Below are 20,272 nucleotides of genomic sequence, written 5' to 3'. Positions count from 1 at the left end.
GCCACATTCAGGGCGACATTCTCGACGTGATGCAGGGGGATTGGGATCTAATGGCCGTTATGCACCCGCCTTGCACCCGGCTCTGCAATAGTGGCGTGCGGTGGCTGTCCAAGGCTCCTACGGGCCGCAGCCTGCAGGACATGTGGTCCGAACTGGATGATGGCGCCGCGCTATTCTCTGCTGTCTGGAACGTGCCTCACATTCCCTGTGTCGCAGTTGAAAACCCGGTCATGCATAAACATGCAAAAGAGCGGATCCAGAACTATCAGCGCCCAGCGCAGACGGTGCAGCCCTGGCAGTTTGCGACAGACCCAAACGGCCCCGACAATGAGCGCAAGAGAACCTGTTTCTGGTTGCGCAACCTGCCGCCTCTGGCAGCTACCGGCACCCTCGATGGTTCAACGTCCCGGGACACTGTTCACAAGGCGAGCCCAGGCGCAGAGCGCTGGAAGCTGCGCAGCAAGTTCTTCCCTGGCATCGCCGCCGCGATGGCTGACCAGTGGGGCAGCCACGCCGCACGTATGGAGCAGGCCGCATGAGTACCCTGCACCTCCCCATGAAGGGCCTCTACTTTGACCAGATCAAGAGTGGCGAAAAGGTCGAGGAATACCGGGAAGCAAGCGCCTACTGGGCAAAGCGCCTAGAGGGCCGGTCATACTTCGATATTGAGCTGACCAAAGGCTACCCGCCCAAGGACGATGCCAGCCGCCGGATCAAGCGCCCCTGGCTTGGCTATCGCAAAACCACCATCACGCACCCGCATTTCGGTCCCGATCCGGTCGAAGTCTATGCGATCCGAGTGAACTGAAACCACACCTATTAAATGGAGGCCAACATGATTGATTTCTCAGAGACAAAAACAGGCGATAAGCTCCGCATAACTGGAATGGGCGCACCAGGCTTTGCACAGCTAGGCGACACCGTGACCGTGAAATCCTGCAACGGCAAAAACCGCTGCGACGTTGTTCACGATGAGACGGGAGAAGAAGCCTATTTCGCCCTCACCTGCGGCGCGCAGCGCCTTGAACGCACCTAAGCCAATTACCGGAGGCCAAAATGACACAGCAACTAATTGCCGTAGACGCTGACGCCCTTTCACGTCTCCAGGATGAACTGACCGAGATCAAGATGCTACTCCTATCGTCCAATATCAGTCCGCCGGCTAAGTGGATCACAGTCGCAGAATACGCCCAAAAGGCGGGAAAGTCAGAAGCGACAGTCCGCCGCTGGGTCAGAGATGGAAAACTGGAACGCAACAAGGGTCTGGTCAAAAACCTCGATAGCTAGGTGCTGGTCCTATCCTTCACAATTCCATGCCCGCCACAGATGAATGGCTATGGCCAGCCCGGAGCAGGAATTCATGCAAGGCACAGCGAAGGCCCTGCTGCAGGCGCAAAACCGTGAAATTATCGATTTCAATACTTGCTGTCAGGTCTAACACTGTACTGATCACTCCTTAGTGGGCACGGCAGCTTTCAAGGTTGTTCTGATCGGGCAATGCGACGTTTGCGCTTTTCGATCTTCATCATCACATGGTCCAGTGCTTCAAGGTTTGGGGTAGTTTCTGGGAAGTTGTAGTAACCAGTGTCATGAAACAGAACATAGGCAGCAGCGTCATAATGAACGGCGGCGTCTTTCTCATTCTCAAAAGTTCCAACGCTCATGGAACCAAGATGTCCCTTTATTTGTGTTTTCCAAACAACTCCCCCGTTTGGGCGCACAACCCTTATGACGCCTTTGAACTTCGATGACGTGTTGCGTTTAGGGCGCCTGTTTTGCATAACCGCTCGCCGACTTGCACTCAGAGTAAGATTGGACGCCCTGCAGTCGAATGTTACCTTGTTCATAAAACTGATATGTTTAATTTCATCAAGACTAAGCGCTGGTTGTTCCAGCCACCTGACGAAACGCTGAAGAGAAACTCGTTTTCCGGCAATGTTGGCCGTCGCATATATATGATCACCTCCAGCGATAACCGCATACCATCGATACTTAGAAACCTTGTTCTTATGCTTAGGGTCGATGATTACTTGCAGGTCGCGCGAGGTATAAACCAGTTCGAACTCACTAGGATCCAAGCATTGAGTGATTTTATAAACATCTGATTTCAGGGAACTGATCGCGTTTTTGTTCGATTGATGCGTCATCGCATGCAACTCCTAGCGAAAGGGAGGCCACCGTCAGCACAGTTTGGCTGGGTAGCTGGTGGGTCGATTAATCACCGTAGCCCCTGCCGTGATAGCAGTCATTAGTTGGAAGACAAAAAATCGACAGAAAGGGCTCGAAGCAGACTTGCAGCAACGGTGTCGAAGCAAAGCCAGAAGCACCCTCCGCCGCCTTATGACGGCTGTCAGCCCAAAGCGAACCAACTGCCAAGGCGTAGGAAGCGGATCTCGGCCGGGCTGGCACTGGACGACAGCAGGGTGCCGACCATCCAACGCCGGTGCCCCCGGCGTGACGAGCAAAAAGGGACCGGCCTTGAACCCACGTTGTTACGCTTCACGCCCAATTTCGGCCTGGTTGCAAAGACAACATGATCTCCCTGCGCCATTGGCTGAGCGTCGCACCTAGTTCATAGTCGAGACATAGGACTTTCTTCAGTCCTTTCCGGGTCTGCGAAGGCAGTTCTGGCAGTAAGGGACTGTCGCCCTTTCAGGACGATGGAAATCGGAAACTTGTGCATCAAGCCCGCCAAAACTACATTTTTATAGGTTGTATCAGTATGGGGGGGGACGTATTTAGTCAATTTAAGCCTTGGGAATGGCGTAAATTTATCGATATTAATAAAAGGTGAGTGTAAAATGAGACCTCCAATGAGACCAGGGCGAATAATTGTGCAGCCAACGAGTAATTTACCCCCTCTTCCCGAGAAATTGTTCAGGTTTCGAGGGTTTGCACGTGAAGAATACATCAAAGAGGAACTGGAGGCTGCAAAGTTGGGAATGGTTAGATTTAGCGATCCATCGAAATTTAATGACCCATATGACTGCGTTCCCGCAATGCACCCATATTCAAACGCCCCGCCATTCCACTTATAGAGAAATACATGAATCGAGGTTACTGTTCTGAGGTGGACAGGGAAATGTATATTGAATTAAAGAGGCGCGTTGATCGCGGCGAAGAACTGGAAGCAATAAATATATACATAGAGAGGTTGATGGCGTCCCTTAGCAGTCAGATTGCTTGTGCTTGCTTCGTGGAGGATTGGCAAAATATTGCCATGTGGAATCATTACGCTAACGGGCACTCAGGCGCGTGCCTTGAATTCACACGAAGTGATGAACTCGAACGGCCATTGATTGGTGGTATGGTAATGTCTCATTACCATATAAAGCTAAACAAAGTAAAATACGAGACAACCCCCTTCTTGTATGATTTGGAAGACATATTAGCCCTTCATTTTGATACATATGAACACTCACCCCAAAATAACGGAACATCATTCACAGAATTCATTAATAATTCATTTTTCAAAAAATCAACACACTGGGCGGGGGAGAGTGAATGGAGGGCTTTATTAAACTATAGAGAGGATATTTCCGATTCTAATTGGTATTCTGTGTTTCCGGGGTATTGTTTGACAAAGGTAATCATTGGCCCCCTCGCGAGCGATGATCGAGTTGCAAAAATTCGAAAATTATGTGATGCAAACAATATCCCCGCATTTCGCACCATTGCCTTTCGAATTAATTATGGGCTTTCTTTGTCTCCCGCGCATCTGACAAGAAATGAGGCGTATAGGGCAGCTCTTGATAGTGGGGTAAACGAACCTAGAAAAGGTTAGGGTAGTAACGAGGTGGCGGTAGCTCTGTTGCGTGATTTGGTTTGGGAATTTACTTAAAGAATCCAGCATGATAGCTGGTTCTCATGAGTATATCCCCCCCCCCTCTATCAATGACCGCTTTTCACGCTGCGTCGAAGCAGTCGCAGGCTGAGATCCCAGGCCAAGAGACAGACTTTGCAAAGGTTGCTTTCTTGGCACAGCCATCGTTGCCAGCAGTCTGCCTGGGCGGCGCAAATCCATCTTGTTTGCGGATGACTGCTGTCAGCCCAAACCCGACCTTCGACCGGGTCGCGGGGATGGACCGAGACCTTTACGCAGACAGCCCGGCAAGGACATGCACTATCTGCACCTTGGGATGTAAGCTAACCTTCATTCCGAATGCGAACTGATGTTGATGATTTCTGTTTTCGTCGAGGAAAGCACTTCTGGTTGCTCGTATTACACCAGCACCCGAGTTAAACTTCTTCATACTCCGACTGGTGTTTCGCCTCTTCAATAGGATCGTTCAGGTAGGAGATCAAATCCTTCAGAAGAATAGCATCCATAACGTGGTGCCCATGCTCATCAAAAAGGCCGTGAGTTACACCGTGGTATTCCCGGTTTTCCCTACCATCTTCCAATAGATACGATCTAAGCTCAAAATACTTGGTATACTCTGTACCTGCTTCCCAAGCGACGAGCAGGTCAATGTCGGCAGCCTTCTTATCTCCAGTAGTCATGTCGGTTATTAGGCCATTGATAGAGTATTTGTACTCTAACACTTTTAATTCTGTTGAAACGAAGCCTTCTGGTTTGACTTCTCTAAATTCGTCTAAACTGGTTGCATGCACCCCCAGAGGGTTCGTTTCTTCATCGTAGGTGTGGTCATCGTAGTTGGGGCCAACTCGAATACGGTAGGCGCCGTCATAAGTCATCATCTCATGCGTTCCGACGATCTTTATGCCGCGTATCACACCTCCAGCGACGAGCTGATTGAACAACGCTATCACGTCCTGTTCTCGTGAAGGTTCAGAAGTTACAGAAATCTCGTTTATCGGCAGGAAGAAGTTCTCATTCTGGAGAATGAGTGGCGCTTCGTTTTCCCTTTGCTCAAGCCCCTTCTTCCAATTTGCGACTTTGTCACCAAGTAAAAGAGATTTCGCTTTCACATCTTCTGTTCGGAGGCAGTCGCGCACCTTAGAGAAAGTGTCTTGGACAACGCTTGTAGCCAACACTTTGGCAATGTCGACAAAATCTTTGTCGAATCCTTTCCGGCCGTAGTCGACGACACATTCCGTGAAGTGAACAAGAACGTGAGCTTGATTTTGCCGACCTGTGTAGCGGGTCAAAGGAATTTGGATCAATTCACCTTGGGGCATGTTGTCTGTTGCCATCTGAATACCTGGCCCGAGAACTCCGGCGTTCCGCCTGTACCCTATTTCTTTGGCCAGCTTATCCCAGACGCCCGCTCCATACATATATGACGCAATAATTCTCGCATTATGTTGCCTGATGAAGTCTTTCTGGTCGGGATCCAACTTGGGTAGGTTCTCCAAAATGGCATCCCTATCCCAATCGACGAATACGGCTTCCAGGTTCTTTAACTTCGCGGGAAGCGTGACACCGGCTCCTTTGGACTTCGCAAGTTTTTCAACTTGCTCAATGATGTCGCCATATGACAACACGCGCTTCATCAGTTTGTGCGGCGCCAGATATCCGGTCCCAACCTCTTCAACAACGTCTACTTTTCCTTCAAACGTAATTAGCCTAAGCGATATTTCGACTTCTGGGTCACTATCAATCGCCCCCAGTGCCGTTTTGACTTTGAGGACCTTCAGCCAGGCTGCTGCACTTTTTATTTGCGGCCAGCTAAGGTTTGAGGGTTTGGTATCTTTGTCAAACCGAATGTTAATTGAAACGCCACTGTCAAAGCTCTCAAAAAATGGATCAATTGATGATTGAGTGCATGGGAAAACTTGTGGGTTTGAGGCTGTGCTGGTCGAGTGGAGCCAACGCCTCGCGTTTTCCATTTCTCCGCTTGCCGAAAAATGTTTGGTCTTACTGTGGATCCGAATGTAATTGTACCCATAAGCGAGGAAGGTTGCACCTACACCTTTACTGCCTCGCTCGCCCCCATCCTTGAAAGATTCATTAGGAGCCAAGAAACGTTTGAAGGCCATTTCATCCAAGCCGACTCCATTGTCAGAAACAGCGATCTGATTTGATTGTTGATCTACGACAATCGAGACTCTTTTTGTGAATTTTTCTCCGCTCCGCGCTCTATTATCCACGGAATCCAGAGCATTCTGAACTAGCTCGGCAAAGGGATCATACCAACTGACATAGGAATGAAGAATCGCGTGGATCGATCTTTTGGTTCGCAAAAGCTGCCGACCCTCATCGACCTCTTCAACAGCAACTTGCAGTGGATCAAATTTACTAAAATCGCTCAATGTATTGACCTTCCCAAGAACAAGATCTGGATAAGTTGCAGGCTAACCTTTGCTCGGAGATACTAAGGTTGTGCTTTCAGTTCCACAACTACCGTGCGTCTCACACCTTCTACGCCCAGGCAACAACAAAGCGCAAATTCCACGCTCCTCTGATTTCATGGGTTTCATGGCCGCCAACGGCGCATCAGGAGAAGCTGCAACGTGACGTGGGCCGACTGAGTGAGCGTCTTCTGTAAGACTGATAACACTGCTTCGCTAAGTCTGCTTCCTGCGCACAGCCGACATAGGTGACAAAACTTTTGGCACCTAATCCAGGCGCTTGGCCAGCTCTTCGGCGCTTTCATTGTAATAGACCCGCAACTGCCGCAAATCCGTGTGCCCCACCATTCGGGCAAGCGCTAGCACATCTAGCTTGGTTGACAGTGCAGTAATGGCGGCATGACGGGAATCATGAAACGTCAAGCCCGAGACCGCCGCCCGATCCCTCAGCTTTCGAAACAAGACATCTAATTGACGCGATGAAAGGCCAAACACCGGATCAAGATCCGGCAACGCCCTTAGCAGCTCAACAGCCCTGGTCGACAACGGCACCTCGCGAGGCCTGCCGTTCTTGGTATGCACCAAAAGAGCCACCCGCCGCTCCAGGTCCACCCGATCCCATTCCAGCCCCGCAATCTCGCCAGCACGCATGGCGCTTTCCATTGCGAACTTAAACGCATGAAAGGCCCGCGCCGTGGCTTTGCTCAAATCCTCCCCCGCACTAATTTGCATTGCCTCAATCTCCGCAGAGGTCGGCAATCGATCACGCGGCTGAGGCTTGGAGGGCTTACGGACATCGCTGATGGGGTTTATTGAAATCAGCTCCCAATCGCGCCGCGCGACAGTCAGAACCGAGGACATGAGCTGCATTTCCCGAATGACGCTGGCCGGGGCGACCTCCTGCAGCCGCAGGTCTCGCCACTTGGCAAAATCCTTCGCAGACAGTTCCTCCAGGCGAATTTTGGCAATAGGGTCTCGCCCAAACTTCTCCAGCCTGATGACTTCCCACCTGTGACCGCGTTTCGATGGCGACACCTCGCGCGCATAGCGGTTGAACACCTCACCCAATGTCAGCTTGGCAGCGATCTTATCGCCGTGCAGTATCTCATATTCCGCCCGAGCAGCCCAATCTTTGGCCTCTTGCTTTGTCAGAAATACCTTTGACTTTCGGATACCATTGCGGGCAACCTCGGCCCGGTATCCTGATTTTAGCTTACGAATAGACGCCATGAATTACGCACCGTGCGGAAAATATGCGTAAACGAATACACATTCCTGCACATCATGGCCAGCCAACCAATGCCGCCAAATCTACAAAGCTCTTATTTTGTAAGGAAAAACGTTCAAAACCGTTCATATCGGTTTAGATGTTGGTGCGGTCGAGAAGACTCGAACTTCCACGGGTGTTACCCCACAGCGACCTCAACGCTGCGCGTCTACCAATTCCGCCACGACCGCACTGTCTAGGCTTGGTGAGGGCGTATTAGACGAGCAGCACCCAGATGTGAAGAGGCTAATTCAACCTTTGTGCAAGTTTTGGCGAAAAGAAAAATCAACGGCCGGACAAGACAGCCGACCGTTGATTTATCGTATCAGATCTTCCGAGAACCTCAGTCGGAAGAAAAGGTTGGCAATGCCGAACTGCTTGCTGCTGCGGGGACTGGCTTCACCATAGCGCCGCCGCTCAGGCCAGCAGAGGCCGCCTTGATCAATCCGGAGCGTTCAGGCTGACCCGGAGCAAACACCGGCTCGGCACCCGCCTCAAGCGCGGTGAGCGCCAGCCCGTACCAATCCTGCGCCTGGGCTGTGGATTTCGCCACCCCAAACCCCTGCGACAAATGATGGCCTAGCAGTTCTGCATAGGGGCGCTGACCGATGCCAACCATGATCAGGGCCGCCCCAAGCGCGACCTCCATATTGTCGCGGCGATAGCCAGAGAACATGCAGATCCCGGCAGTATTGGCCAACTGCTCAATCGACATGTTGGATTGCAGCACGAACTTCTGCACCTCACCAACCAGAGCCTGGCTCGAAGACGTGCCAAGCTTGGCCAGGAAGGGCTGCACCGCAGGCCCAAAGGCATCACATTGGCTATCGACCTGCGCCTGGGTGACCCCGCCCAGCTTGGCGACCATGCCTTCACCGGTATTGATTGCATAAGACCGGGCCAGGCAGAACTGCTCTCCCAGGGCCACTTCGGGGTCTGTCATGGTCGCCGCCGTCATGTAGCCGCCATTAGACCCGGTGAGCAGGCTGAGCTTGCTGCAATGGCTGGCCAGCGACAGGGTCGCGGCGGGCGCCGCCGGGGCGGCAAAGAGCTGGATGCCCGCAAGCGGCTGCGCCGGAGCTGGCGCGGGGGCGGTCGCAACCGCAACCGGTGCGGGGGCCGCGGCCATCACGGTGCCACCTGGCGCTGGGGCCGCCGGGGCGGCAGCGCTGGCCATCTGGGTATCTTCGTTCATCCGGCAGACGCCCTGATGACAAGAGAAACTCGCCGTGGTGACACCACGTGCCATGAAGTCATTGCGCTGATAGCCCTGAGGCGTCGAAGCAAAGACCATGACTGAACAGTGCGTTGCCCCACACCAAAAGGAACTGCCCGAGACAGAGGTATCAATCATGTAGTCGTTTTTGCCATCGCCGTTCAGATCGGCCAGATGCATGAAGCCAGAGCGCTGCAACAGCTGTTCGGCACTGGGTTCGGCACTCGCGGCGATCTCATCCACCGCCTGGCTCACCTCGATGGGCATGCCGCCGTATCCCGATCCGCTATAGCTCAGCCCGGCGCTGCGCACCCCTGCGGCCTCGTCGCGCCAGACATGCAGCAGACCGCGCACGCCTTGATTGCCCTGCATCGCCTTGATGACCTGTGGCCCGCCAATCTGCGCGCGACTATAGGACGAGACTAGGAAATCGCGCTCATAAGGAGACAGTTTGCCGGTTGTGGGAAAGCCCATAAAGGCCTGATACTGCCCAACTGCGGTGCGCGACTTGCGCCCCATGACCCCATCGGGCGTGCCCGCAGGAAAGCCAAAATAGTTGAGCGAGGTCTGGGTTTCACGGTTTTGCTCCCGCGCCGCGGAATAGGTGCTCGACGTGCTGCGCCGCGTGGTGCGATTGTTGCGGTTGTTGCGCTGGACCTCATTTACAATGGCACCGCCAATCAGCCCCCCCACAAGGGCCGCGCCCAGGTTGTCAGCAGATACAGAACCTGCGCCGGATGTAAAAACAATTGATGCGGCCAACGCCGTCTTCAGTGACTTTGATAACATGCCACTCACCCCTTATAGATCTCATGAATGGAATCAGAATACCCGGTTTGCCCTTGTGAACCTAGTTATTTCGCCAGCAATCTGAGGTCAGGGTTTCCCGATCGTAACCAAATAGGACAGCATTTTATGGTTGAATGGATCACCTCCGACAGTCTGGTCGACTATGAGACGGCTATTTCCTTCATGGAAGACCGGGCCGCAAAGATCGCTGCAGGCGCGGCCGACGAATGCATCTGGCTGCTGGAACATCCGCCGCTTTATACCGCCGGCACCTCGGCAAAGATCGAGGATCTGACCGATCCCGATCGTTTTCCGGTCTATGCCTCCAAACGCGGCGGTCAATACACCTATCACGGACCGGGCCAACGGGTGGTCTATGTCATGTTGAACGTTGCCAAACGCGGCCATGACGTGCGCCGTTTTGTGCAGGAGCTAGAGACCTGGGTGATCGGGGCACTGGCTGAATTCAGCCTCACCGGTCATATCCGCGAAGGGCGTGTTGGCGTCTGGGTGGAACGCCCCGACAAGCCACGGCAGGCGGATGGCAGCCTGAGCGAGGACAAGATCGCCGCCATCGGCATCCGCCTGCGCAAATGGGTGAGCTTTCACGGGATTTCGATCAATGTCGAACCCGATCTGGCGCATTTTGGCGGCATCGTGCCCTGCGGCATCCAGGAACACGGCGTCACCAGCCTGGTGGATCTTGGGCTGCCGGTCACCCTGGAAGATGTTGATGTGGCGCTGAAGCGCAGCTTTCTCGATGTTTTTGCCGCGGAAATCGCCTGAACAAATTGCCTGAACTCGGGCAAGCGCCATCAGGGATCTGACCGCGCCTGCCGAGGAATTTACGCGCCGCTGCTATGCATCGGCCAAGGCGGCGCGGATTTGGGCGGCATGGGCGGCGATCACTTCACGCTCGGCCATCTTTCCGGGCGGGCGCAGCCTGTCGCCTTCGTGGCGTGGCAGAATGTGGAAATGAAGATGGAAGACCTCCTGCCCGCCCGCCGCTTCGTTGAACTGCTGCAACGTCACCCCGTCGGCTGAAAAAGCGCGCATGACGGCCTGGCTCAGCTTTTGCACCGTCGCCATCACCGCCGCCAGCTGTTCCGGACTGGCATCCAGCACATTGCGGCAGGGGGTCTTGGGGATCACCAGCAGATGCCCATCGGCCCGCGGCATGATATCCATGAAGGCCAGTGTTTCGTCGTCTTCATAAACACGTTCTGCCGGTATCTCCCCGCGCAAGAGCTTGGCAAAGATGTTGTCTGGGTCATAGGCCGTCATCACGGGCGCTCCTTGATTGCTAGGTCATGCCATGGTTTTGCGGGTTTGCGCCTGCGGGTCAAGTCTTGCGCCGCCCGGTCAGCGCCGCGCCCCATGTCCTGGGTAACCTGCCCCAAACGCCCTGAGCGCGACCAATCTGGGATGGGGCCACAGAATTTGGCTAAAAGGCTGAAAAAAACAAGTCCCCGCGACAATTATTCTTGATCCAGATCAAACTCCGCCATTGAAGGCCACAACACGGCACACTAAAACCGCATATGAGTCTATGGCCACCCGGAGTGTTTCCTGGGGCCGAAAGTTATGCAACAGGAGGCACCTAATGGCAGACGCAGCCATTCATGGTCACGGCCACGAAGACGAGCGCGGTTTTTTCACCCGCTGGTTCATGAGCACGAACCATAAGGATATCGGCATTCTCTACCTGATCGTTTCGGCGATTGTTGGTTTCATCTCTGTCGGGTTCACCGTTTATATGCGGTTGGAACTGATGGATCCCGGCGTTCAGTACATGTGTGCAGAAGGTGCCCGTTTTGTTGCGGACGCTTCCAGCGAATGTACCCCGAACGGTCACCTTTGGAACGTGTTGATCACCGCCCACGGCATCTTGATGATGTTCTTTGTGGTGATCCCAGCGCTGTTCGGCGGCTTTGGCAACTACTTCATGCCACTGCAGATCGGCGCGCCTGACATGGCCTTCCCCCGGATGAACAACCTCAGCTTCTGGCTCTATGTCGCCGGTACTTCGCTGGCGGTTGCCTCTGTTCTGTCGCCTGGCGGCAACGATCAGCTGGGGTCTGGTGTGGGCTGGGTTCTGTACCCACCTCTGTCCGTCAATGAAGGCGGCTATTCGATGGATCTGGCGATCTTTGCGGTGCACGTATCTGGCGCCTCTTCGATCCTGGGCGCGATCAACATGATCACCACCTTCCTGAACATGCGTGCCCCCGGCATGACCCTGTTCAAGGTGCCACTGTTCAGCTGGTCGATCTTTGTCACCTCTTGGCTGATCCTGCTGTCCCTGCCTGTTCTGGCTGGCGCAATCACCATGCTGCTGATGGACCGCAACTTTGGCTTCACCTTCTTTGATCCGGCCGGCGGCGGCGATCCGATCCTGTACCAGCACATTCTGTGGTTCTTTGGGCATCCCGAAGTCTACATCGTGATCCTGCCAGGCTTTGGTATTATCAGCCACGTGATCGCCACCTTCGCGCGCAAGCCCGTCTTTGGCTATCTGCCCATGGTCTGGGCGATCATCGCCATTGGCGTTCTGGGCTTTGTTGTCTGGGCGCACCACATGTACACCGTTGGCATGTCGCTGAACCAACAGGCCTATTTCATGCTGGCCACCATGGTGATCGCGGTTCCCACCGGCGTTAAGGTGTTTTCCTGGATTGCCACCATGTGGGGCGGTTCCATCTCGTTCAAAGCACCAATGATGTTTGCCTTCGGCTTCCTCTTCCTGTTCACCGTTGGTGGTGTCACCGGGGTGGTGCTGAGCCAGGCCGCTGTGGACCGTGCCTATCATGACACATACTACGTGGTTGCACACTTCCACTACGTCATGAGCTTGGGTGCTGTTTTCGCGATCTTCTCGGGTATCTACTTCTACTTTGGCAAGATGACTGGCCGTCAGTACAACGAGCTGGGCGCACAGATTCACTTCTGGATGTTCTTCATCGGCGCCAACCTGACCTTCTTCCCCCAGCACTTCCTGGGTCGTCAGGGCATGCCACGTCGTTACATCGACTATCCCGAAGGCTTTGCCTACTGGAACAAGATCTCGTCCTATGGCGCCTTCCTGTCCTTTGCATCCTTCATTCTGTTCTTTGGTGTGATGATCTACTCGCTGCTGCGCGGCGCACGTATCACCCAGAACAACTACTGGAATGAATACGCCGACACTCTCGAATGGACCCTGCCCTGCCCCCCACCAGAGCACACCTTCGAGATCCTGCCAAAGCAGGAAGACTGGGACAAATCCCACTCTCACTAAGGTTTAGTGTTCGCTAAACAAAAGGCCCCGCAGCAGCAGCTTCGGGGCCTTTTTCATTTCCGGGAACGCGTGCCGATTTGACCGCTTGAAAAGCTGTCTCCAACATATCTAAATACCCAAAGCTCCCCCACCGCCGCCCATTGCCAAAGACCACCCATGCCCTATTCCTGGATCACCCCACCCTCCGCACCAGACCCCAAGTCTCCCTGCGAAATGCATCTGTGGCCGCATCAATCGCTGCCGCCAAAAGGCTACGTACGCTTCATTGGAATGACCGCGCTGCTGATCGCCCTGCCACTGCTGGTCTTTGCCGGGTCCGCAGTCTTTTGGGGGCTGCTGCCGTTTTTGCTGCTGGCGCTGTTTGGCCTGAAATATGCACTGGACCGCAACCGGCGCGATGCGCAGGTTATCGAAGTCCTGACAATAGACACCGCCGAGGCCCGGCTGGCGCGGCGCAATTCGGATGGCACCCAGCAAAGCTGGCACTGCAACCGCTATTGGGTAACGGTGGAACTACACCCCACGGATGGCCCCGTGCCCAACTATGTCACGCTGCGCGGTGGCCACCGCGAAGTGGAAATAGGCGCGTTCTTGTCTGAGGATGAGCGCAAGGCGCTCTATGACGAGCTTGTAGGCGTTTTTTGACAGCGAAACTGCAAGCAGAAGACGGTTGTCCGTGACATAGCCGCCAATTCATTGCGAAAGCTTATCGACCAAGATCGCATTCAACGTAGAACCCGGCTGGCGCAATAGCGCAAGCGCTTGAAAAGCATCAGAACTCCAGAAACGCTTGGCATGAGCCCGCTCCGGCAACGCAATGATGAACGCAGCATCCGGCGGCGGATCACTGCCTTCCATGGTTTCGGGATCGCCGCCACGTACCAGAAATTGCCCCCGATGCTCTTCCACCACCTTGGGAATTTTTGCGAAGTACTCGCCCATCCAATCCCGACTATGGATTTGCATCCGACCAATAATGACGGCTGTCATGCCGCAGCCTCCCCAGAGGATCGGATCCTCGTAGGCGTCTTGGCGATATAGCCAATAGTCCTACCCAACAGGATAGAGACAACGATCATTACGATGCGGTCCATCAAGAGTATCCTTCTATGAATACTCAGACCGCGCCAATCATCACCGCAAAAGTCAACAAACTTTGCTGCAGCGGTGACAGCCAATGTCACCCATGCACACGCGATCTGCCGCCTGCTAACAGCCGCCGTCTTTACACAGCTCGTCCTTGACCATGGGGCCGACCTTGCCGAAATCCATCTGGCCGGTGAATTTGCCCTTCAGGGTCGCCATCACTTTGCCCATATCGCGTATTGATGCGGCACCAGTGTCGCACACGGCGGCCTTTACGGCAGCGCGGATTTCTGCGTCGTTCAGCTGCTTGGGTAGGAATTCTTCGATGATTGCAATTTCTTCCAGTTCCCGCTCCGCCAGATCCAGGCGGCCACCCTCTTCATAGGCGCGGGCACTTTCATTGCGCTGTTTCGTCATTTTGCCCAGAATCGCCAGAACGTCATCGTCGCCGATGGCAGTCTCGCCGTCATCTGCACGGGTCGAGATCTCTTTATCCTTGATCGCAGCGTTGATCAGGCGCAGCGTGCTTAGCCGCTGGGCGTCCTTGTCTTTCATTGCCTTTTTCAGAGCCTGATTGACCAGGTTGCGCATATCCATACGTTTTATCCATCCTCAGGAAAGCGGAATTGGCACCTCTAGCCAATCCCCGGGCGCATTTCAAGCACCAGCCTGTTGCAACCGACCTGAGGGCAAGCGATAGCCCAATGCGACGCACGATAGTTCATTTTCCGGGCGGTGCATTTGCAAGCGCCCAAGCATGTCAGGCAGGCTTGACCCCACGCCCGCCGCCCCCTAAAAGCCGATGAATTTAACCCTCAGGAGAGTCTCGTCATGGCCGATTCCGCACCGTCCAAGCCAACCGCATGCCTGGCGCTTGCCGATGGCACCGTCTTTTACGGAGCCGGGTTTGGCGCCACCGGTCGATGCGTGGCCGAACTGTGTTTCAACACAGCTATGACCGGCTACCAAGAGATCATGACCGATCCGTCTTATGCCGGGCAGGTCGTGACCTTCACCTTTCCGCATATCGGCAATACCGGCATCACCCCAGAAGATGACGAAACAACAGATCCCGTGGCAGCCGGCATGGTGGTCAAATGGGATCCGACACAATCCTCCAACTGGCGCGCCACCGAAGAACTGGCAGCCTGGCTCAGCCGTACCGGACGGATCGCCATTGGCGGTATCGACACCCGCCGCCTGACCCGCGCCATTCGCCAGCTAGGCGCCCCCCATGTGGCCCTGGCGCATGATCCTGACGGGAATTTTGACGTCGAGGCCCTGATTGCCGAAGCCCGCGCCTGGGCGGGGCTGGAAGGCATGGATCTGGCAAAAGAGGTGACCTGCGCCCAAAGCTATCGCTGGGATGAAATGCGTTGGGCCTGGCCCGAGGGCTATAGCCGTCAGGAAGCCCCCGTGCATAAGGTCGTTGCGCTCGACTATGGCGCCAAGCGCAATATTCTGCGCTGCCTGGCTTCGGCTGGCTGTGACGTAACCGTCCTGCCAGCAACAGCCACCGCCGAAGAGGTGCTGGCACATAACCCCGATGGGGTGTTCCTGTCCAACGGCCCCGGCGATCCCGCTGCCACTGGCGAATATGCGGTACCGATGATCGAAAGCCTGCTGCAGGACACCACCCTGCCTGTCTTTGGCATCTGCCTTGGCCATCAGATGCTCGCGCTGGCGCTTGGCGGCCGGACCGTCAAGATGAACCACGGCCACCACGGTGCCAACCACCCGGTCAAGGAAAACGCCACTGGCAAGGTTGAGATCACCTCGATGAACCATGGCTTTGCCGTCGATTCCCAAAGCCTTCCCAAAGGCGTGGAAGAAACCCATGTCTCGCTATTTGATGGGTCGAACTGCGGGATTCGCATGACCGGGCGCCCGGTCTTTTCCGTCCAGCATCACCCAGAGGCAAGCCCTGGACCGCAAGACAGCTTCTATTTGTTTGAACGTTTTGCCGAAGCCATGGCGACCAGAAAAGCCTCGTAAAGCCTGGGTAAATTCTTGGTAAAATCACGCTAGGGTTGTTGAGCTACCCCCTAGCCTAGGTCACGCTAAACAATCTCGGATGCATCAAGGATCTGAGTTTGTTTGGTGTTGAGTGATTGCATGCCCAGTTCGCAGCCTCCCGGATCTAGACGTCTTCGCCGCCCTGCCTGGGCAACCAGAGCAGGAGCAACGACACCCGTTTCCAATACCGCGCCCCGGTACCAACTGTCGGAAAAACACAGGACGCAAAGACCAGCGGGAGAAGTCGAAATAGAGGGCTACCCGCCCCCACCACTGCGACATCCGCCGACGCCCACTGACAGACACCTCCCTGCGCTGCCCGGCACAGCCCCGTCCCTTGCTGCACTGTCCGAACAGGCGGCGGCATTGGAACCGGCAGACCTTGGGGAGCAAACGCTGCCATCCGCGCCACCGGCGGTCGATGGCGTTTACCGCGCCGAGGCCCTTGCCCTGCGCATCATAGACCTGAGCAAACACAAGCCCAGCATCCCGCTCTTGAACCGGATGCCTGCCAGTTTCTGGCTGCGCAACTGCGCAATTCCCTGGGTCCAACTTGGCGATACCGTTGCCATCGCATTTGGCAGTGCCGAGGCCGCGGAAAGCCAGAGGCAAGTTCTGACAGACCGCTTTGGCCCCTTTATCCCGGTCCTGGCCCCCGAACCCCAGATCCTGCCACTGCTGCAACAGCATTTCAAAACCGCCATGGCGCGGCAGGCCAACATCAGCATCGCGCCTGAGCTCAGTACCCGAACCCTGTTCTTACACTCAAAGCGGCTGAAACAATTGCTGCCGGTCAGTTCGTTCGTTTCGCTGTCTATCGTTTTCCCGCTAGAGGTCTTTGCTGTCTGTTGCGGCGCGGCGCTGATCCTGCTGATGCTTTATACGGCGCTGAAACTGACGGGGCTGGCAGCCCATCTGTTGACACAGGCAACGGCACACCAAGCGCCACTTGCCAGCGGTGCACAGCCACAACAGCTGGTCGCCAGCCCGCCCCCCGCTGCGGAGGCTTTGCCCAAGATTTCCGTGCTGGTGCCCCTCTACAAGGAGGCCGCGATCAGTTCTGCGCTGCTCAAACGGTTGGGACGACTGCAATATCCCACAGCGCTAATGGATATAATACTGGTGCTGGAGGAAGGTGATACCGTCACCCAGAAAGCCATTTCCAAGGCCAATCTGCCAAGTTGGATGCAGGCGATCGAAGTGCCAACCTGGGGCAGCTTGCGCACCAAGCCACGCGCGATGAACTATGCTTTGAATTTCTGTCGCGGCGATATCGTCGGGGTTTGGGATGCCGAAGATGCACCGCAACCCGATCAATTACACCGGGTCGCCGCCGCCTTTGCCCAGGCACCGCCCGAAGTGGCCTGTTTTCAGGGTGTTCTGGATTATTACAACCCTCGTGCAAACTGGATATCACGCTGTTTCACCCTGGAATATGCCGGCTGGTTCCGCATCGTGCTGCAGGGGATTGCGCGGCTTAAACTGGTGGTACCACTGGGTGGGACAACCATGTTCATACGGCGCGCTGTGTTGGATGATCTGGGCGGCTGGGACGCCCATAATGTGACCGAGGATGCCGATCTCGGGGTACGCCTGTTTCGCGCCGGCCATCGCACCCAGATGCTGCCCACTACCACCTATGAAGAAGCCGCCTGCCACCATCCCGCCTGGATCCGCCAACGCTCACGCTGGCTAAAGGGGTTTATGGCCACCTATCTGGTCCATATGCGCCAGCCCGTTCGACTGGCCCGTGAACTCGGCTGGGTCGGCTTCTTAGGCTTTCAGGCATTTTTCCTCGGCACGGTCGGCCAGTTTCTGCTGTCCCCCTTTTTGTGGACATATTGGCTGATCGTCTTTGGCCTGCCACATCCCAGCGCCGAAATTCTGCCTGAACATCTGCTCTATCTTGGGGTTTCCTGGCTGGTCTTTTTTGAACTTTGCGGCATGATCATCGCCGCATTCGGGGCCTTTGCCTCAGGCCGTCCTGGCCTGGCGCTCTGGGTGCCGATGCTGCCGTTCTATTATCTGATGGGGCCCATTGCCGTATACAAAGCCCTGTATGAGCTGCTGTATGATCCCTACTTCTGGGACAAGACCAGCCATGGGGTTCACCCCCCCGACACTGATGCGCAGCACCATCTTGGCCCCTCCGACAATCCGGCTTTCACTGGACCAGAACCGCCGCCCCAGCCACAACAGACAGTCCAGCCCGATCGTGCTGCGGCGCAGCCTGGCGAAGCTCAGACGGCACAGTCCCAATCCGCGCAGCCCCAGTCCGCGCAGCCCCAGTCCGCGCAGGCAAAAGAAGGGCGGTCGCAGACCGCAAAGACTGCCAGCGCCAAAAAACGCAGGGACAATACCGAACAGGTCTGACAAGACACTGCAAACTCTATGCCGCCTATCCGTGAAATAGCGCCTGAATCCGGCGCGATACCCGCTAGCGGCCCTTGCCACGTTCGCCGGCATCCTGCTTCAGCCGGGTCATAAAGGCGACAGAGATGTGATCCTTCAACGCCTGCCCTGCCGCCTCTTCATCCCGTGCCTGGATGGCGGCGACAATGCGCTTGTGTTCAGCCTGGGCAATTTCGCCACGCCCCTCTGCTGCCAGCGAAGTGGTCGCCATCAGCGCCATGGAACGATGCACCAGGTTCAGCTGCTGCACCAGATACCGGTTATGCGAGGCCAGGTGGATCTGTTCGTGAAACCGTCGGTTCGCCTTGGCCAGATCAGAGGGCATATCAACCAGCGCGTCATCCGCATCGACCATATCCTGCAGCACCCGCACCTCTTCTTCGGTGGCGTGGCGCGCCGCCAGACTGGCGGCAAGGCCTTCCAGTTCGCGCCGAACCATATAAAGTTCAGCCATCTGATTGTGATCCAGCGAGGCGACAATCAGTGAACGCCCGTCCCGCTCCAGCAGCGACTGGGTTTCAAGCCGCTGCAGGGCCTCGCGGATTGGGGTGCGCGAGACGCCAAATTTCTCGGCAAGATCGCTTTCCACCAGACGGTCGCCCGGCTTGTAGACGCCCACGTCGATCGCTTCCAGGATAAGGGAATAGGCATCGTTCTGGTTGCTGCGGCTCTGGTTCATCGGCTTTCCCACTTTGACAGTCGCGGTATATTCCTACAGGTCGTGCCATGGCTTACAAGCCTTGGCACGCCGATAATCCAGAAAACCAGGCAGCGCCGACTGCCACAATGCCGCTGCTCTGCCAGAAAACCCGATTGCAAATCGCCCCCGGCCTGCCTAAGCCAGTATCATGATCAAGACATCCTTCTCTCATGTGCGCCACTGGGTCTTTGACCTGGACAATACGCTGTACCCCCCCTCGGCCCGGCTGTTTGACCAGATCGAGGTCAAGATGACCAACTATGTGATGGCCCAGCTGGGGGTGGACCAAGCCGAGGCGGATCATCTGCGCAGCAGCTATTGGCGCGATCACGGCACCACGCTTGCGGGCTTGATGCGCGACCATGACATGGATCCCCTGCCCTATCTGGATGCCGTGCACGATATCTCGCTGGATCACCTGGAACAGGATCCCGCACTGGCCGCCCGCATTGACGCGCTGCCCGGCAAGCGTATCGTCTATACCAATGGCAGCGCGCCCTATGCAAAACGCGTTCTGGCCGCGCGGGGCCTTAGCGGGTTGTTTGATGGAATTTACGGGGTCGAAGACGCCGAGTTCCGCCCCAAGCCAGAGCGCGCCGCCTTTGACATGGTGTTTGAAAAGGCCGGCATTCAGACTGCCAGTGCCGCCATGTTCGAGGATGATCCGCGCAACCTTTCTGCACCCCATGCCATGGGCATGCGCACTGTCTATGTTGCACCAAACCCACTTGATGAAGACCACGACAGCAGCCACATCCACCACCAGACCGATGACCTGACCGGATTTCTAGCCAAAATTCTGTAACTGCGGCCGGACCAGTCACGGCGCGGACATTCTGCCGCAGCCAAGATCGTCAGGAACCGGCAAACAGATCTCCAAAAGGTATCTTTTCCATCCTATATGCAGCTGCGAGACACTGATAAGGATCGCGCGCATGGCTCTTGCCTATACTCTCCCCGACCGCCTGCCCCTGTGGCAACGTATTCTCTTTGCCCTGCCCCTGTTGGGACGGATCGCCAAAGAGGTCGCCTATGGCCCGGAAGAAAACTTCATCTACGCCCTGATCAGCCTGGTGTGCCTTTGGGGCTGCTCGGTCCTGTTGTTTGGCATTCCCGGCCTTTATTTGCCCGCCGTTGCCTTGGTGCCGGTGATCTTTACCCTGCTCATCGCCATCACTCGGGGCTAGGCACTGGGCCTGGGGCACGCAATTGGCCCTGCCCCGCTGGCACCAGGCGAAGATGCTGCTTGTCATT

General features: G+C 55.7%; 20 protein-coding genes and 1 tRNA gene. 12 read left to right on the top strand and 9 right to left on the bottom strand.

Translation table 11 applies throughout. The annotated features are described in order from the left end of the window. The 4 genes from ACN0VH_RS15750 to ACN0VH_RS15735 all read left to right on the top strand — a co-directional run. The coding region (locus tag ACN0VH_RS15750; protein ID WP_417701160.1) for a hypothetical protein at positions 1–539 on the top strand (539 nt) is incomplete at its 5' end. Next, complete coding sequence (locus ACN0VH_RS15745) at positions 536–808, top strand: ASCH domain-containing protein (RefSeq protein ID WP_417701158.1); 273 nt, start codon at positions 536–538, stop codon at positions 806–808. The genes ACN0VH_RS15750 and ACN0VH_RS15745, both read left to right, overlap by 4 nt. A gap of 27 nt (positions 809–835) precedes the next feature. Continuing rightward, positions 836–1,036, top strand: coding sequence for a hypothetical protein (locus tag ACN0VH_RS15740; protein WP_417701156.1), 201 nt, complete (start codon positions 836–838; stop codon positions 1,034–1,036). 20 nt (positions 1,037–1,056) lie between these two features. Beyond that, entirely contained in the window at positions 1,057–1,287 is a 231-nt protein-coding gene (locus ACN0VH_RS15735) for a DNA-binding protein (protein ID WP_417701155.1), read from the top strand. Positions 1,288–1,475: 188 nt separating this feature from the next. On the opposite strand, the gene ACN0VH_RS15730 is transcribed toward ACN0VH_RS15735, so the two are convergent. Then, a complete protein-coding gene (locus tag ACN0VH_RS15730; RefSeq protein WP_417701153.1) occupies positions 1,476–2,147 on the bottom strand; it encodes an AP2/ERF family transcription factor in 672 nt (223 codons plus the stop codon). Between the two features lie 935 nt (positions 2,148–3,082). Between ACN0VH_RS15730 and ACN0VH_RS15725 the strand changes: the two genes are divergently transcribed. Then, positions 3,083–3,784: a DUF2971 domain-containing protein gene (locus tag ACN0VH_RS15725; protein WP_417701151.1), complete on the top strand. Its 702-nt coding sequence runs from the start codon at positions 3,083–3,085 to the stop codon at positions 3,782–3,784. A 455-nt stretch (positions 3,785–4,239) separates the two neighbouring features. Here ACN0VH_RS15725 and ACN0VH_RS15720 read toward each other — a convergent pair whose 3' ends face one another. From ACN0VH_RS15720 to ACN0VH_RS15705, 4 genes are all read right to left on the bottom strand, one after another. Continuing rightward, positions 4,240–6,216: a hypothetical protein gene (locus ACN0VH_RS15720; RefSeq protein ID WP_417701149.1), complete on the bottom strand. Its 1,977-nt coding sequence runs from the start codon at positions 6,214–6,216 to the stop codon at positions 4,240–4,242. Between the two features lie 306 nt (positions 6,217–6,522). Further along, a complete protein-coding gene (locus tag ACN0VH_RS15715; RefSeq protein WP_417701147.1) occupies positions 6,523–7,485 on the bottom strand; it encodes a tyrosine-type recombinase/integrase in 963 nt (320 codons plus the stop codon). Between the two features lie 141 nt (positions 7,486–7,626). Continuing rightward, positions 7,627–7,713 (bottom strand) — tRNA-Leu (locus ACN0VH_RS15710). A 152-nt stretch (positions 7,714–7,865) separates the two neighbouring features. Next, on the bottom strand, positions 7,866–9,527 hold the full coding sequence (locus tag ACN0VH_RS15705) for a peptidoglycan-binding domain-containing protein (protein ID WP_417701145.1): 1,662 nt from the start codon (positions 9,525–9,527) through the stop codon (positions 7,866–7,868). Between the two features lie 126 nt (positions 9,528–9,653). On the opposite strand from ACN0VH_RS15705, the gene lipB reads away from it, so the two are divergent. After that, entirely contained in the window at positions 9,654–10,313 is a 660-nt protein-coding gene (lipB, locus tag ACN0VH_RS15700; RefSeq protein ID WP_278921281.1) for a lipoyl(octanoyl) transferase LipB, read from the top strand. 72 nt (positions 10,314–10,385) lie between these two features. On the opposite strand, the gene ACN0VH_RS15695 is transcribed toward lipB, so the two are convergent. Continuing rightward, positions 10,386–10,811 (bottom strand): HIT family protein, encoded by a 426-nt coding sequence (locus tag ACN0VH_RS15695; RefSeq protein WP_417701143.1) that lies wholly within the window; start codon positions 10,809–10,811, stop codon positions 10,386–10,388. A gap of 319 nt (positions 10,812–11,130) precedes the next feature. Here ACN0VH_RS15695 and ACN0VH_RS15690 point away from each other — a divergent pair, with 319 nt between their 5' ends. Both ACN0VH_RS15690 and ACN0VH_RS15685 read left to right on the top strand, forming a co-directional pair. After that, on the top strand, positions 11,131–12,804 hold the full coding sequence (locus ACN0VH_RS15690; RefSeq protein WP_278921283.1) for a cytochrome c oxidase subunit I: 1,674 nt from the start codon (positions 11,131–11,133) through the stop codon (positions 12,802–12,804). A 156-nt stretch (positions 12,805–12,960) separates the two neighbouring features. Beyond that, complete coding sequence (locus ACN0VH_RS15685) at positions 12,961–13,449, top strand: DUF2244 domain-containing protein (RefSeq protein WP_417701141.1); 489 nt, start codon at positions 12,961–12,963, stop codon at positions 13,447–13,449. A 48-nt stretch (positions 13,450–13,497) separates the two neighbouring features. Here the strand turns inward: ACN0VH_RS15685 and ACN0VH_RS15680 are convergent, their stop codons facing one another. Both ACN0VH_RS15680 and ACN0VH_RS15675 read right to left on the bottom strand, forming a co-directional pair. Beyond that, positions 13,498–13,794, bottom strand: a complete 297-nt coding sequence (locus ACN0VH_RS15680; RefSeq protein ID WP_417701139.1) for a DUF1330 domain-containing protein — start codon at positions 13,792–13,794, stop codon at positions 13,498–13,500. A 219-nt stretch (positions 13,795–14,013) separates the two neighbouring features. After that, entirely contained in the window at positions 14,014–14,487 is a 474-nt protein-coding gene (locus ACN0VH_RS15675; RefSeq protein ID WP_278921286.1) for a GatB/YqeY domain-containing protein, read from the bottom strand. 234 nt (positions 14,488–14,721) lie between these two features. Here ACN0VH_RS15675 and carA point away from each other — a divergent pair, with 234 nt between their 5' ends. Continuing rightward, entirely contained in the window at positions 14,722–15,885 is a 1,164-nt protein-coding gene (gene carA, locus ACN0VH_RS15670; protein ID WP_278921287.1) for a glutamine-hydrolyzing carbamoyl-phosphate synthase small subunit, read from the top strand. A gap of 387 nt (positions 15,886–16,272) precedes the next feature. Next, positions 16,273–18,279 (top strand): glycosyltransferase, encoded by a 2,007-nt coding sequence (locus ACN0VH_RS15665; protein ID WP_417701136.1) that lies wholly within the window; start codon positions 16,273–16,275, stop codon positions 18,277–18,279. A 64-nt stretch (positions 18,280–18,343) separates the two neighbouring features. Here the strand turns inward: ACN0VH_RS15665 and ACN0VH_RS15660 are convergent, their stop codons facing one another. After that, positions 18,344–18,997 (bottom strand): GntR family transcriptional regulator, encoded by a 654-nt coding sequence (locus ACN0VH_RS15660; protein ID WP_278921289.1) that lies wholly within the window; start codon positions 18,995–18,997, stop codon positions 18,344–18,346. A 169-nt stretch (positions 18,998–19,166) separates the two neighbouring features. Between ACN0VH_RS15660 and ACN0VH_RS15655 the strand changes: the two genes are divergently transcribed. Together ACN0VH_RS15655 and ACN0VH_RS15650 are read left to right on the top strand one after the other, a co-directional pair. After that, complete coding sequence (locus ACN0VH_RS15655; protein ID WP_278921290.1) at positions 19,167–19,823, top strand: pyrimidine 5'-nucleotidase; 657 nt, start codon at positions 19,167–19,169, stop codon at positions 19,821–19,823. Between the two features lie 130 nt (positions 19,824–19,953). Beyond that, on the top strand, positions 19,954–20,205 hold the full coding sequence (locus tag ACN0VH_RS15650; protein ID WP_278921291.1) for a hypothetical protein: 252 nt from the start codon (positions 19,954–19,956) through the stop codon (positions 20,203–20,205). Positions 20,206–20,272: the final 67 nt, after the last annotated feature.

It is taken from the genome of Pseudophaeobacter sp., assembly GCF_048267565.1.
Taxonomy (GTDB): Bacteria; Pseudomonadota; Alphaproteobacteria; order Rhodobacterales; family Rhodobacteraceae; genus Pseudophaeobacter; species Pseudophaeobacter profundi.
The sequence above is the reverse complement of the archived record's forward strand: the minus strand, read 5'-3'. Positions and strand labels throughout refer to the sequence as shown.

Bases quoted from the DNA above. Each gene is read 5' to 3' on its own strand.
- ACN0VH_RS15655 (WP_278921290.1), top strand. From the start codon at position 19,167: ATGATCAAGACATCCTTCTCTCATGTGCGCCACTGGGTCTTTGACCTG.
- ACN0VH_RS15695 (WP_417701143.1), bottom strand. From the start codon at position 10,811: ATGACGGCCTATGACCCAGACAACATCTTTGCCAAGCTCTTGCGCGGG.
- ACN0VH_RS15675 (WP_278921286.1), bottom strand. From the start codon at position 14,487: ATGGATATGCGCAACCTGGTCAATCAGGCTCTGAAAAAGGCAATGAAA.
- carA (WP_278921287.1), top strand. From the start codon at position 14,722: ATGGCCGATTCCGCACCGTCCAAGCCAACCGCATGCCTGGCGCTTGCC.
- ACN0VH_RS15745 (WP_417701158.1), top strand. From the start codon at position 536: ATGAGTACCCTGCACCTCCCCATGAAGGGCCTCTACTTTGACCAGATC.
- ACN0VH_RS15730 (WP_417701153.1), bottom strand. From the start codon at position 2,147: ATGACGCATCAATCGAACAAAAACGCGATCAGTTCCCTGAAATCAGAT.
- ACN0VH_RS15735 (WP_417701155.1), top strand. From the start codon at position 1,057: ATGACACAGCAACTAATTGCCGTAGACGCTGACGCCCTTTCACGTCTC.
- lipB (WP_278921281.1), top strand. From the start codon at position 9,654: ATGGTTGAATGGATCACCTCCGACAGTCTGGTCGACTATGAGACGGCT.
- ACN0VH_RS15685 (WP_417701141.1), top strand. From the start codon at position 12,961: ATGCCCTATTCCTGGATCACCCCACCCTCCGCACCAGACCCCAAGTCT.
- ACN0VH_RS15740 (WP_417701156.1), top strand. From the start codon at position 836: ATGATTGATTTCTCAGAGACAAAAACAGGCGATAAGCTCCGCATAACT.
- ACN0VH_RS15725 (WP_417701151.1), top strand. From the start codon at position 3,083: ATGTATATTGAATTAAAGAGGCGCGTTGATCGCGGCGAAGAACTGGAA.
- ACN0VH_RS15705 (WP_417701145.1), bottom strand. From the start codon at position 9,527: ATGTTATCAAAGTCACTGAAGACGGCGTTGGCCGCATCAATTGTTTTT.
- ACN0VH_RS15650 (WP_278921291.1), top strand. From the start codon at position 19,954: ATGGCTCTTGCCTATACTCTCCCCGACCGCCTGCCCCTGTGGCAACGT.
- ACN0VH_RS15715 (WP_417701147.1), bottom strand. From the start codon at position 7,485: ATGGCGTCTATTCGTAAGCTAAAATCAGGATACCGGGCCGAGGTTGCC.
- ACN0VH_RS15660 (WP_278921289.1), bottom strand. From the start codon at position 18,997: ATGAACCAGAGCCGCAGCAACCAGAACGATGCCTATTCCCTTATCCTG.
- ACN0VH_RS15690 (WP_278921283.1), top strand. From the start codon at position 11,131: ATGGCAGACGCAGCCATTCATGGTCACGGCCACGAAGACGAGCGCGGT.
- ACN0VH_RS15680 (WP_417701139.1), bottom strand. From the start codon at position 13,794: ATGACAGCCGTCATTATTGGTCGGATGCAAATCCATAGTCGGGATTGG.